The sequence below is a fragment of the Streptomyces sp. NPDC002886 genome, assembly GCF_042888445.1.
In the GTDB taxonomy this organism is placed as follows: domain Bacteria; phylum Actinomycetota; class Actinomycetes; order Streptomycetales; family Streptomycetaceae; genus Streptomyces.
The window spans coordinates 858,275-871,340 of the sequence record NZ_JBIAPV010000004.1 but is presented as its reverse complement, the minus strand read 5'-3'; the positions used below and the strand labels follow the sequence as shown (position 1 = coordinate 871,340).

Annotated in this window: 9 protein-coding genes; 4 read left to right on the top strand and 5 right to left on the bottom strand. The window is 73.9% G+C overall.

Annotation, left to right across the window (positions count from 1 at the left end; translation table 11 throughout):
* Positions 1-7 precede the first annotated feature (7 nt).
* On the bottom strand, positions 8-1,033 hold the full coding sequence (locus ACFYYB_RS22265; protein WP_389436964.1) for an AraC family transcriptional regulator ligand-binding domain-containing protein: 1,026 nt from the start codon (positions 1,031-1,033) through the stop codon (positions 8-10).
* 268 nt (positions 1,034-1,301) lie between these two features.
* Here ACFYYB_RS22265 and ACFYYB_RS22260 point away from each other — a divergent pair, with 268 nt between their 5' ends.
* Both ACFYYB_RS22260 and ACFYYB_RS22255 read left to right on the top strand, forming a co-directional pair.
* A complete protein-coding gene (locus tag ACFYYB_RS22260; protein WP_389436963.1) occupies positions 1,302-2,057 on the top strand; it encodes a type 1 glutamine amidotransferase domain-containing protein in 756 nt (251 codons plus the stop codon).
* A gap of 28 nt (positions 2,058-2,085) precedes the next feature.
* Complete coding sequence (locus tag ACFYYB_RS22255; RefSeq protein WP_389436960.1) at positions 2,086-4,248, top strand: hypothetical protein; 2,163 nt, start codon at positions 2,086-2,088, stop codon at positions 4,246-4,248.
* Positions 4,249-4,317: 69 nt separating this feature from the next.
* Here ACFYYB_RS22255 and ACFYYB_RS22250 read toward each other — a convergent pair whose 3' ends face one another.
* The 4 genes from ACFYYB_RS22250 to ACFYYB_RS22235 all read right to left on the bottom strand — a co-directional run bounded on the left by ACFYYB_RS22250 (position 4,318) and on the right by ACFYYB_RS22235 (position 11,997).
* Positions 4,318-5,841 (bottom strand): aldehyde dehydrogenase family protein, encoded by a 1,524-nt coding sequence (locus tag ACFYYB_RS22250; RefSeq protein WP_389436959.1) that lies wholly within the window; start codon positions 5,839-5,841, stop codon positions 4,318-4,320.
* 56 nt (positions 5,842-5,897) lie between these two features.
* Positions 5,898-7,292, bottom strand: coding sequence for a transcriptional regulator (locus tag ACFYYB_RS22245; RefSeq protein WP_389436958.1), 1,395 nt, complete (start codon positions 7,290-7,292; stop codon positions 5,898-5,900).
* A gap of 299 nt (positions 7,293-7,591) precedes the next feature.
* The gene (locus tag ACFYYB_RS22240) at positions 7,592-8,962 is read right to left on the bottom strand and encodes an SWF or SNF family helicase (RefSeq protein WP_389436957.1); all 1,371 of its coding nucleotides are present in this window, start codon (positions 8,960-8,962) and stop codon (positions 7,592-7,594) included.
* Positions 8,959-11,997 (bottom strand): DEAD/DEAH box helicase, encoded by a 3,039-nt coding sequence (locus ACFYYB_RS22235; protein ID WP_389436956.1) that lies wholly within the window; start codon positions 11,995-11,997, stop codon positions 8,959-8,961. The genes ACFYYB_RS22240 and ACFYYB_RS22235 overlap by 4 nt, the downstream gene beginning before the upstream one ends.
* Before the next feature lie 259 nt (positions 11,998-12,256).
* Between ACFYYB_RS22235 and ACFYYB_RS22230 the strand changes: the two genes are divergently transcribed.
* Both ACFYYB_RS22230 and ACFYYB_RS22225 read left to right on the top strand, forming a co-directional pair.
* Complete coding sequence (locus tag ACFYYB_RS22230) at positions 12,257-12,439, top strand: hypothetical protein (RefSeq protein ID WP_327251421.1); 183 nt, start codon at positions 12,257-12,259, stop codon at positions 12,437-12,439.
* A gap of 20 nt (positions 12,440-12,459) precedes the next feature.
* Positions 12,460-13,023 carry an MOSC domain-containing protein gene (locus ACFYYB_RS22225; protein ID WP_389436955.1) on the top strand — a complete coding sequence of 188 codons (564 nt, stop codon included), beginning with the start codon at positions 12,460-12,462 and terminating at the stop codon, positions 13,021-13,023.
* Positions 13,024-13,066: the final 43 nt, after the last annotated feature.

Sequence of the window (13,066 nt, the reverse complement as noted above, 5' to 3'; positions counted from 1 at the left end):
ACCCTCCTCACCCGTGGCAGACCGGGCCGCGCTCCTCGGACCGGGGCCGGTGCCGGCTGCGGTACGCCCCCGGAGGCATGCCCTCCCAGCGGTTGAAGGCGCGGACCAGGGCCGTCGCACCGCTCAGGCCGACGAGCGGCGCGATCCGGTCCAGCGGCAGGTCCGTGGTCTCCAGCAGCCGCCCGGCCCGGCCGTGGCGGGCGGTGTCGAGGAGCGCGCGCCACGACGTGCCCTCCGCGTGCAGGGCCCTGCGCAGGGTACGGACGCTGAGGCTGAGCTCCTTGGCGGGGCCGTCGGGGCCCGCGTCCGCGAGTGAGGCGTCCTCCAGCCACTGCCGTACGTGCTCGGCGACGGTCAAGGTCACGGCCGTGGACAGCCGGCGCAGGAGCCGGTCGGCGTAGGCCCGGTGCAGGGCGTTGAGCGCCGGGTCGTAGAGGGGGCGGCGCCGGTCGAGGTCGTCGTCGGCGACCGTGATCGCGGTCTCCGGGGCATCGAAGACGACGGGGCAGCCGAGGACGTCGGCGTACGGCTCCGCCGAGCCCCTGCGGGGGTGGGTGAAGGACACGGCCAGGGGCGCCCAGCCGTCACCGGCGATCCAGCGGCCCGCCCGCACCATGCTGCTGACGACCGCCTCCACCTGCTGCGGGTGCATGGCCCCCGGCGCGACGTTCGGCCGGTAGCAGACCCGCCCGACGCCGGCGCGGCGCTGCAGGGTCACCGTGCCCGCCTGACTCACCAGGGGGTGGTAGCGCTCGGCCGCCCGCGCGGCGTCCGCGAGGCTGGCGCAGGTGAGGACGAGGTGGCCCAGGATGTGCAGTCCCTCGGGCCTGATGCGGTCGCCCACGAGGAGTCCGGTGTGCGGGCCGGCGCCCACGGCGCCGAGCACTTCGTCCCACAGGGCGCGCATCTCGCCGAACTCCAGCCGGTCCGTGGGCAAGGCCCAGGCGGCCGACCCGCCGGTGCCTTCCGCCGTGGCGCTCAGGACGGCGAGGGCGTAGCACGCGGTGACCGAGGGCGGCTCGATGGCTGACACATCGGTCAGTCAATGCGGACGCACCGCCCGCGTCAACACCGCCCGCGTCACCACGGCCCGCGTCAGCACGGCCCCGGCGCAGCTCCCCGGGGCGACGCCGTGGTCGGTCCGGAGAGTCAACGGGTTGGCCGCCTAAGTCAATGACGGCACCGGGGGCTGCTCCTAAGGTCGGCCTTCGGGCACCAAGAGCGGCACGCTCCAGCGCCCCCCCGCTCGGGGAGCGTGCCGCTCTTGCTGTCGCGATCGCCACCGCTCAGAGGAGTACGCCGTGATTCTCTTCCTGCTCCCCGCGGGAGACTACGACCCCACCGAGGCGGCGGTGCCCTGGGCCGCCCTGCGGAAGGCCGGCTTCGAGGTGCGGTTCGCGACCCCGGGCGGCAAGGCCGCGTACGCCGACCCCCGGCTCACGGACCTCGGCTTCTCCTGGCTGTCGCCCTGGCTGATGACCCGCCGCGCCGAGCTCGCCGCCTACCGGGACCTCACCGAGGACCCCCATTTCCTCGCCCCCTCCTCGTACGAGGAGGTGGACCCGGCCGACATCACGGGCCTGTTCGTACCCGGCGGCCACGCCGCGGGCATGCGCACCCTGCTCGAGGACGCCACCGCCCAGGACCTGTTCGCCCGGGTCTTCACCCAGGGGTTGCCGGTGGGGGCCGTCTGCCACGGAGTGCTCCTCGCCGCCCGGGCCAAGGATCCCGCCACCGGACGCTCGGTCCTCCACGGCCGGCGGACGACGGCCTTGACGTCCCTGCTGGAGCTGACCGGGTGGAACCTCACCCGGTTCTGGCTGGGGCGCTACTACCGCACCTACCGCACCACGGTGCAGCAGGAGGTCACCGAGGCGCTCGCCGATCCGGGTCACTTCCTCGCCGGGCCGCCGCTGCCCGTCCGCGACACCGCCGCGAGGCCCGGACGTGGCTTCACCGTCAAGGACGGCAACTACGTCTCCGCGCGGTGGCCCGGCGACTGCCATCGCCTGGCGGCCGACTACCTGGCCCTGGTCCGTACCCATGTCACGTCGTGAACGCACCGTGAAGGAGAAAGGGATGGGGATGAACCGTCGAAGAGCCCCCGGGCGAAGCCGGTACTTGTTAGCCGGCCTGGTCCTCGCGCTGGTCACCCTGCTGCTCGGCCCGCCGGCCGTCGGCGCGGCGGCCGGCCCGCAGTGGTGGGAGCCCGTGGCGCGCCCGGCCCCGGACTCACAGGTCAACGTCACCGGGGAGCCGTTCACCGGCACCGACGCCCAGGGCCGGGTCCGCGGATACGTCGACGGGCACGTCCACCTGATGTCCGACGAGGGCTTCGGCGGACGGCTGGTCTGCGGAAAGACCTTCTCCGCGGCGGGGGTGGCGGACGCCCTCAGGGACTGTCCCGAGCACTACCCGAACGGTGTCCTCGCCCTTTTCGACATGATCACCAAGGGGGGTGACGGCCGGCACGACCCGACCGGCTGGCCGACGTTCCGCGACTGGCCGGCCCACGACTCCGCCACCCACCAGCAGACCTACTACGCCTGGGTGGAGCGGGCGTGGCGGGGCGGCCAGCGGATCCTGGTGAACGACATGGTCACCAACGGGGTCATCTGCTCGCTGTACTTCTTCAAGGACCGCGGCTGTGACGAGATGACCGCGATCAGGCTCCAGATCCAGAAGACGTACGAACTCCAGAACCACGTGGACACGATGTACGGCGGCCCCGGCAAGGGCTGGTTCCGGGTGGTCACCGAGCCCGACCAGGCCCGCAAGGTCATCCAGGAGGGCAAACTGGCGGTCGTCCTCGGGGTGGAGACCTCCGAACCGTTCGGCTGCAAGCAGGTACTGGACGGCGCCCGCTGCACCATGGCCGACATCGACCGCGGCCTCGACGAACTGCACGGTCTGGGCGTGCGCAGCATGTTCCTGTGCCACAAGTTCGACAACGCCCTGTGCGGCGTCAGGTTCGACTCGGGCACCCAGGGCATGGCCATCAACGCCGGCCAGTTCCTGTCGACGGGCACCTTCTGGAGCACGGAACCCTGCCCCGGCGCCGAGCACGACAACCCGATCGGCTTCGGACTGGCCGCAGAGGGCCGTGCGGAGGCGGGGGCCGCCGTGCAGGCCTCGGCCCCCGGCACCTCCGAAGCGCAGGCGCAGGCCGAGGCCGAGGCCCGGATTCGGAAATCTCTGCCGGAAGGCGTCGAACTTCCCCAGTACGGCGCCTCCTCGCAGGACACACAGGCCGCACAGGCCGCACAGGCCGCACAGGCCGCACAGTGCAACCGCCGGGGCCTGACCGCGCTGGGCGAGTACGCGGTCCTGGGCATGACCAAGCGCAACATGATGCTGGAAATCGACCACATGAGCGTCAAGGCGGCCAACCAGGCGCTGCGCGTACTCGAAGCCGAACGCTACTCCGGCGTGCTCTCCACCCACGGCTGGATGGACGACAACTGGACCGAGCGGGTCTACCGCCTGGGTGGCTTCATCACCGGCCACATGTACGAGGCACCCGCGTTCACCGCCGAGGCGCGCAGACACGCCGCCCTGCGCGCCGAGTACGGCGCCGGATACGGGATCGGCACCGACATGAACGGCTTCGCCTGGCTCCCCGGCCCCCGGGCCGCGGCCGGGAACCCCGTCCGCTACCCCTTCCGCAGCCCCGACGGCGGATCGGTCCTCGACCGCCAGGTCACCGGCTCGCGCGTCTGGGACGTCAACACGGACGGCGGCGGAACCCACTACGGCCTCGTACCCGACTGGATCGAGGACATCCGGGTCACCGGCGGCCAGGACGTGGTGGACGAGCTCATGCGGGGAGCCGAGGGCTACCTGCGCACCTGGGAGGGAGCCAGTCGCCACACCACCCCGTACGTACCGCTGGTCCGCGGCCACCGACCCCACGCCGGGCACTTGGCGTCCTCGCGCTCCCTGCCCTCCGGGTTCACCCACGAAGGGGTCTGGAAGGTGCTGAGGGACCCCGCGCCCGGCACCGTCCGCCTCTACGAGTGCAAGGTGGCGAACCACTCGCTGCTGACCGCCGACCCGGGGTGCGAGGGCCAACAGCCCCTCGGCGCGGTCGGATACGTGTACACCAGGCCGGTGCCGGGCTCGGTGCCCCTCTACCGGTGTTACGCCCCCTCGGTGTTCGATCACTTCGTCTCCAACAGGGCCGACTGCGAGGGGCCTTACACGAAGGAGGGCCTGCTGGGCCACGTCATGCCCGTGGCCGCGCCGTAGCCTGGCGATGATCTGCCGATGGTGCCTGGCCTGGGGAAAACACCAGGTCAGGCACCATTTCGCGTGCCCCTAGAAGAAGCCGAGCTTCTGTGGCGAGTACGACACGAGCAGATTCTTCGTCTGCTGGTAGTGCTCCAGCATCATCTTGTGGGTCTCGCGGCCGATGCCCGACTGCTTGTAGCCGCCGAAGGCTGCGTGGGCGGGGTAGGCGTGGTAGCAGTTCGTCCAGACGCGGCCCGCCTGGATCGCTCGGCCCGCGCGGTAGGCCGTGTTGATGTCGCGGGTCCAGACGCCGGCGCCCAAGCCGTACGCCGTGTCGTTCGCGATGCGCACCGCGTCGTCGAAGTCCTGGAAGGAGGTCACCGACACCACCGGGCCGAAGATCTCCTCCTGGAAGATCCGCATGCGGTTGTCGCCCTCGAAGATGGTCGGCTGGACGTAGAAGCCGCCCGCCAGTTCCCCGCCGTGGTCGATGCGCCCGCCGCCGGTCAGGAGCTTCGCGCCCTCCTGCTGGCCGATCTCCACGTAGGAGAGGACCTTCTTCAGCTGCTCCGCCGAGGCCTGCGCGCCGATCATCGTGTCGGTGTCCAACGGGTGCCCCGGCACGATCAGTTCGGTGCGGGCCACGGCCGCGTCGAGGAAGTCGCCGTAGCGGCCGCGCTCGATCAGGGCGCGCGACGGGCTGGTGCACACCTCGCCCTGGTTGAGGGCGAACATCGTGAAGCCTTCCAGGGCCTTGTCCCGCAGGTCGTCGTCGGCGGTCCAGATGTCGTCGAAGAAGAGGTTGGGGCTCTTGCCGCCCAACTCCAGCGTGACCGGCTTGAGGTGCTCCGCCGCGTACTGCATGATCAGCCGCCCGGTGGAGGTCTCCCCGGTGAAGGCCACCTTCGCCACGCGCGGGCTGGACGCGAGCGGCTTGCCCGCCTCCTCGCCGAAGCCGTTGACGATGTTCACCACGCCCGGCGGCAGCAGGTCCGCGATCAGGCTCATCAGGTAGTGCACCGACACCGGGGTCTGTTCGGCCGGCTTCAGGACCACCGTGTTGCCCGCGGCCAGGGCCGGCGCCAGTTTCCACACGGCCATCAGGATGGGGAAGTTCCACGGGATGATCTGGGCGACCACACCCAGCGGCTCGTGGAAGTGGTAGGCCACCGTGTCCTCGTCGATCTGGCTGAGGGCGCCCTCTTGGGCGCGCAGCGCGCCCGCGAAGTAGCGGAACTGGTCCACGGCGAGCGGCATGTCTGCGGCCAGGGTCTCGCGGATCGGCTTGCCGTTCTCCCAGGTCTCCGCGACCGCGAGTGCTTCCAGGTTCCGCTCGATGCGGTCCGCGATGCGCAGCAGGATCGTGGACCGCTCGGTGGTCGAGGTGCGTCCCCACGCGGGCGCGGCGGCGTGCGCCGCGTCCAGTGCGCGTTCGATGTCCTCGGCCGTACCGCGCGCCACCTCGGTGAAGGTCTCGCCGGTCACGGGGGAGGGGTTGGCGAAGTACCGCCCGAGGGCGGGTTCGACGTACTCGCCGCCTATGAAGTGGCCGTAGCGGGACGCGTACGACATCAGCGCGCCTTCGGTACCGGGCGCAGCGTAACGGGCCATGGACGGTCCTCCCCTTGCCGGGCGTCGGCCGCCGTCGGCCGGTGCTCGCCGTGAGGCTAGGGGCGGGCAGGTTGCCGGTACGTTGCACGGCCGCGCGGTGAACGGCCCGCGGGCGGCGGTGCGGTGGCGGTCGGGGCGCTCCCCGCCGGGGTGTCGCGGCGCCGCGCCGGTGATCCGGGGACCGGGGCATGCGCCGGTGGCGTCCCGAGTTCCGCGTCGATGGCCCGTACGCGGGCCAGCGCGGCCGTCCGGCCGGCAGCCGGGAGGACGGCCGCCAGGGCCCGCCAGACCTCGGCGTCCTCCGCGCCCCACGGGCTGCACACCCAGTCCGTCAGCAGCCCGGGGTCGGCCCGCGCGATCACCGCGGCCCGCGCTTGCTCCTCGATGCGGCGCCGGAGCCGGACGATGCCGGGCGCCGTCGAGGCGGGCAGGAGCGGGCCCGGGTAGCGGGCCAGGGCCCCCGAGACGGCGCCGGAGGCCAGATGGCGGGTGACGGCGGTGAAGTCGGCCTCCAGCGGGGCCGCCGTGCGGTACGGGCGGGAGAGCGGGGCCTGGGGGCCCAACAGGCCGCGCAGTCGTGACATTTCGGCGCGCAGGGTGACCGGTGACACCGACTCGTCCTCGTACAGGGCGATCGCTAGTTCCTCCCCCGACAGTCCCTCGGGGTGGTGCGCGAGCAGCGCCATGATCTCGCTGTGCCGCCGCCCGAGCCGGAGCTCACGGCCACCGCCGGTCAGCAGCGCCTCGTCGCGGCCCAGCGCCGTCAGGCAGTCCCCGGGTGCGCCGGGCCCCGGATCCAGCAGGGCGAGCCGGGCCTCCGCCGCGCACGCCACCGCACGCACGAAGGCCAGGGAGTGCGGATGGGCCAGCCAGTCGCCCCCGGTGACGTCGACGGCGCCGAGCAGCCTTCCGGTGTGCGGATCGCGGACCGGAGCCGCCGCGCAGGTCCACGGGTGCACCCGACGGCTGAAGTGCTCGGCGCCGAAGACCTGGACCGGCTCCCCGACCGCCACCGCGGTGCCGGGGGCGTTGGTGCCCATCGCCGTCTCCGCCCAGCGGGCGCCCGGCACGAAGCCGAGGCCCTCCGCACGCCGCATCGTGGCGGGTTCGCCCTCCACCCAGAGCAGGCTGCCCCGGGCGTCGCACACCGCCAGCAGATGGGCCCCGTCCGAGGCGAAGGCGCCCACCAGGTCCCGGAACAGCGGCAGCACCCGGGCCAGCGGATGCTGCTCCCGGTACGACCGCAGTTCCGCCCCGGCCAGCTCCAGACGCGGCGTGCACTCCGGGCTGACCCGGGCCCGGGCGCAGCGGCGCCAGGACCTCGCGATGACCGCCCGCACCGGGGCCTCGACCCGCCCGTCCTGGGTGAACGCGGCGTGGGCCGCCCGTAGTTCCCGCGTCCGCTCGGCGGGGTCGGCCCCGCCCGGCAGAGCCACCGAAGGATCGTCCATGTCGCCCTCTCGCGGTGCCTTGGTACCCGGAGCGCCCCATCGTCGTACCGGCCCGCCGCCCCGGCAAGCGGTGCGTCGGCCAGTGCGGACGAACTCGGCCGGTCCCGATCGGTGCGCGCCCCGGGGAGGCCGCGCTAGGTCGTCTCTTTCGGATCTTGTCGGCCGAGTCCGCGGCGTCTGGTGCCGTGCCTGGGCGTGCTGTCGGGGCGCTCGCGTACTGGGCGTACGGGGGCGCCTCGGCAGTGCGGCCAGGCACGGTGCCAGGCGTCGCGGGCCCGGCAAGATCTGAAAGAGACGGCCTAGGCCGTCTCCTCCGGGTCCAGCGCCGCCAGCGCGGCCGCGGGGTCCGTGGACGGCGGGCCCGCCGGGAGCCAGTGGTCCGCCGCGCGGCGGTACGGCCACCAGCGGCCGTCGCGGCCCAGGCGGAGCTGGCGGTCGCCGCCCGGTTCGGTCCAGCGGGACCGGATCCGGCGCAGCACCGGGGCGTCGACGTCGGGGCCGGCGTCCGTGGTGGCTTCCGCCCCGTCGGGCCGTACCGCCGCCAGCGCGGCCCTGGCCCTGGCCAGCGACGCCCGGTCCGGGGTCCAGTCCTCCTCCAGCACCGCGACGGCCTGTGCCCCGCCCAAGCCCCAGGCGAGTACGGCCCGGTCCATGGCGGCCCGGTCCCTGTCGGAAGCCGCCGACAGGCGGGAGCGGACCCGAAGGTCGTGGGCCTGCGCCGTGAGCCGTACGGCGTCCTGCGCGAGCGTGGGACCGGGCTGCGGGGCGCGCTCCGCGTGCGCCGGAGCGAGCGCCTCCGCGAGCAGCCGGTACGCCTGCGTCGCGGCCGCCTGCGCCAGGAACTCCACCCCGTCCACATCCAGGCCCGGCGGCTCCGTCCCCGACTCCGTGTCCAGCGTCGGAGGCTGGCCCGGCGCGTCCGGCAGCCGCGCGGGCGGGGGCAGCGGGGGCAGGGCGGAAGCCGCCGCGTAGACCTCGGCGGCGGGGACACCGGCGTCGGGCGCGGAGCCGGGGGATCCCGCTCCTGCCTCCGCTTCCGCACCCCCCGCTTCCGCCGTGCTGCGCTCCTCCAGCTCGGCCACCAGGCCGGCCTCCGCCCGCCCGCGGAGCAGCAGCAGCACGAAGGGGTCCTCGTCCAGCAGCCGCGCCACCTGGTAGCAGAGCGCCGCCGTGTGCGGGCAGTGGTCCCACTCCTCGCAGTCGCAGCGCGGGTCGAGGTCCCCTATCCCGGGCAGCAGGTCCACCCCGGCCGCTGCCGCGTCCTCCGCGAGCTCCGGCGGGACCTCCCGGTCGAGCAGCGCCGCGATGTGGCCGGACTCGGCGGCGGCCATCCCGAGCAGCCGGTCCCATTCCGCTTCCGTGAACTCCTGCACCAGCACGTCGGTCCGGTGCGCCGTCCCGTCCGGGTCGCGCACCACGGCCGTCAGCCCGCCCGGGCGTACGGACACGGCCCCGACCGCGCCCGAACGCGCGTACCGGCGGCCCTGCTTGACCTGCTGCCCGTCGATCGCGCTGTCCTCCAGGGCGCGCAGCCAGGCATGGCCCCACCAGGTGTGGGCGAAGCCGCGGCCCGGGGCCGGCGGGAACGGCGGGAAGGTCTTCTCGTACGGGTCCCTCTCGTACGGGTCCCGCTCGTAGGAGTGCCGCTCGTAGGAGTCCTGCGTGTTCATCCGTGTCGCTCCCCGGAGGCGGTCGGGCGGAGGGCGACGAGTTCGGCCAGCTCCGCGTCGCTCAGTTCGGTCAGTGCGGCCTCGCCGCCCGCGAGGACGGCGTCGGCCAGGGCCCTTTTGCGTTCCAGGAGTTCGGCGATGCGGTCCTCGACGGTGCCTTCGGCGATGATCCGGTGGACCTGGACGGGCTGGGTCTGGCCGATGCGGTAGGCGCGGTCGGTGGCCTGTTCCTCGACGGCCGGGTTCCACCAGCGGTCGTAGTGGATGACGTGCCCGGCGCGGGTGAGGTTGAGCCCGGTGCCGGCCGCCTTGAGGGAGAGCAGGAACACGGGCACCTCGCCCGCCTGGAAGCGGTCCACGAGCTCCTCGCGACGCGGCACGGGCGTGCCCCCGTACAGCAGTTGGGACGCGATGCCGCGCGCGGTCAGATGGCGCTCGAGGATGCGGGCCATCGTCACGTACTGCGTGAAGACCAGCACCGAGCCGCCCTCGGCCAGGATCGTGTCGAGCAGCTCGTCGAGGAGCTCCAGCTTGCCGGAGCCCGTCCCGGCGGCCTCCTCGGGGCCGTACCGCTCCTTCGGGTGCCGCTCCTTCGTGTACTGCTCCTTCGTGTACTGGGCGGGGTGGTTGCAGATCTGCTTGAGCGAGGTCAGCAGTTTGACGACGAGCCCGCGGCGCTCCATCCCGTCCGCTCCCGCGATCGCCGCGAGGGTCTCGCGCACGACCGCCTCGTACAGCCCGGCCTGTTCGCGGGTCAGGGACACGGCGTGGTCGGTCTCGGTCTTGGGCGGCAGTTCGGGCGCGATCCCCGGGTCGGACTTCTTGCGGCGGAGCAGGAACGGCCTGACGAGCGCCCCGAGCCGGGCCGCCGCCCGCGGGTCGCGGCCGCTCTCGACCGGATCGGCGTAGCGCGTGCGGAAGGTGCCGAGGCGGCCGAGGAGGCCGGGCGTGGTCCAGTCGAGGACGGCCCACAGCTCGGACAGGTTGTTCTCGACCGGGGTGCCGGTGAGGGCCACGCGGGCGGCTGAGGGGATGGTGCGCAGGGCCTTGGCGGTCGAGGAGCGCGGGTTCTTGACGTGCTGGGCCTCGTCGGCGACGACCATGCCCCAGCGCACGGTGGCGAGTCGGGGCGCGTCCAGGCGCATGGTGCCGTAGGTGGTGAGGACGAATCCCCCGACTCCTCCGACGCCTTGGCCGGTCGGCCCGTCGAGCTCGCGGCCGGCGCCGTGGAAGCGTCGCACCGGTGTGCCGGGGGCGAACCTCTCGATCTCCCGCTGCCAGTTGCCCAGCAGCGAGGCCGGGCAGACCACGAGCGTCGGTCCCTCGTGCCCGTGCTCCTGGCGGTGCAGGTGCAGGGCGATCAGCGTGACCGTCTTGCCGAGGCCCATGTCGTCGGCGAGGCAGGCGCCGAAGCCCAGCCCGGTGAGACGGGCGAGCCAGCGCAGGCCGCGGAGCTGGTAGTCGCGCAGGGTCGCGCGGAGGGCGGCCGGGGCTTGTACGTCGGCCCGCGTCTCGGAACGCCCCGGGTCGCCGGGCCCGGGACCGGGACCCGCCTGCTCGGGGTCTGTGGTGAGGAGTGTGCGGAGCCGTTCCAGCGGACCGGTGGCCTCTACGTCGTACCGCGTGCCGTCGAGCTCCGCCGAGCCGGTCAGTACGGCCGCCAGCGCGTCGGCGGCCGTCACCTCGTGGACCTGGCGGGCGAGGGCACGGGTCCGCCGGGCCGCGGCCGGATCGATCAGGACCCACTGGTCGCGCAGCCGGACCAGGGGCCGCTTCGCCTCGGCGAGCCGGTCCAGCTCGTCGGCGGTCAGATCGCCCCGGCCGCCCAGGCCGTAGCGCCACCCGACGGGGTGCGCCGAGGTGGCGGAGGGCGGCCCGGACAGCCCCGGCAGGCCGGAGCCGGTGGCGGGCCCGCCCACGACGGCCCGCGCGGTGAGCGTACGGGCGAGCCCGCGCGGCCAGTGCACCTGCACCCCGTCGGCCGCCAGGGCTCCGGCGGCCTCCCCGAGCAGCTCCACGACCTCCTCGTCGGCGAGGTCCACCGCGTCGGGGACGGCGGCGCCGAGCAGGGGCGCGAGCGGCGGCCACAGCCGGGCGGCGCGGCGCAGGGCCCGGAGCGCGTCCAGGCGGGCACGGGGCGGGAAGGCCGCCGCGGCGGGTCCGGAGCCGGCCCAGACGTCGGCGGCGTCCGCGACGAGGGTGGCGTCGGCGAGGCCGTGCATCTGCAGGACGGCACGGAAGGCGGGGGGCTGGACGTCCGGGTCCACCTCGATGCGGAGCGAGACGCGGACCCCGGCGTCGTGCCCGGCCGCGACCTCCGCGGCCCAGTCGCGCAGTTCGGGGTGGCGCCGGGCCGGGCGGGCGGCGTAGGCGGAGCCGCCGGCGGCTGCGGGTGCGGCGGGGGAGCGGGGCAGGGTGTCGGCGACGGCGTCGAGGAAGGCGCGCAGCAGCGGCTCCGGGGCGGGCAGCAGCGGCGGTGCGGCGGTGTCGTGCCGCCCGCCGGTGACGGTGGCGGTGCTTCCGCCGGTCCTGGCGTTGCCGTCGGCGTCGAAGCCGGTGCCGGTGCCGGTGCGGGGGCCTGGACCTGGACCTGGGGCGAGCGGTACGCAGTGCGCGGCGGGCGGCATGGCCGCCGCCAGCTCCCGGACCTCCTCCAAGTCGGCGGCGTCCAGCGGCCCGAGCCGCCAGGCGTCGTACCCGGCGGGGCTCAGGCCCGGCAGCAGCAGCCCGCGGGCGGCGAGGCGCAGGGCCAGCAGGGCGGCGGCGCCCCAGAACGGCGCGGCGCCGGCCGACGCGGCGGACCGGACCCGGGTGAGCAGGGGCAGGGCTTCGGCGAGGGGCAGGACGAGGGCGGTCACGGTGGTGTGCCGCAGGTCGGGCGTGACGACGGTGAGCTGCTCGGTGGTGCCTTGGCCTTCGAGGTGGAGGACCTCGTCCGGGTCCGGCCGCCAGAAGGCGATGCGGCCGTCGCGGGCCGGCTCGGCGGGCAGGAAGACGGCGGAGCAAGGGATGAGACCGGAGATCGTCGGGAGCACACATTCCTCAAACTTGACTACCGAATACGGGGTGGCCGAGAGTAACTCACCCGAGGCCGCCCCGGCCCGTGGCGACACCGTGACCCGGGTCACGTCCTTTCTCCGTCCGCGCGAGCGGGAAGCGGGACCACGGGGACGCAATGCGGCGGGGCCGGGAAGCCGGAACGGAAATGTGGGAGCGGGACGGCGGGGCGGGAACGCGGGGGCGGAAGCACGCGTTGTGTGGGGTAGTGGCCGACGGAGAAAGAGGGTGCCGCAGATGTCCACGAGCGGAAAGATCGCGGTTGCCGGTGTGGTGGCAGCCATCGTGCTGTTCTGGGCGGTCGGCTTCTGGGCCGGGCTGCTGGTCCTGATCGGCGTCCCCGCAGCCGCCTACCTGCTGTTGGACTCCTCCCAGCGTCGTAGGCTGCGGGGTATATCCAGGAAGCAGATCGGCCGCTGACGGCGGCAGGGGGGTCAACCATGAGCGTGGGGATTACGGCCGGCGCGGCGCAGGTCGCGGCGGTCAGCAGCAACGGGGTCTATTCGTTCACCAAGCCCACGCGCGAGAGCATCAGGCTCCTCGAGGGGCTCGGGGTCGAGGGGGACGTCCACGCGGGAGTCACGGTCAAGCACCGTTCGCGTGTGGCCCAGGACCCCACGCAGCCGAACCTCCGTCAGGTGCACCTGATCCACCGGGAGCTCTTCGAGGAGGTGGCCGAGGCCGGCCACCAGGTCGAACCGGGCCAGCTCGGGGAGAACGTCACCACCACGGGCATAGACCTGCTCGCCCTGCCGACCGGCACCTTGCTGCGCCTCGGTGCGGACGCGGTGGTCGAGGTCACCGGGCTGCGCAACCCGTGCCTGCAGATCGACAACTTCCAGCACGGGCTGCTCAAGCAGGTGGTGGGCAGGGACGACGAGGGGAACCTGCTCCGCAAGGCCGGAATCATGGGCGTGGTCCACCGGGGCGGCACCATCCACCCCGGCGACACCATCGAGGTCACGCTCCCCCCGACCCCTCACATCCCGCTCGAACGGGTCTGACCCACCGGGCCAGGGGCCCGGCCCGGCCGATCCACGGACCGGG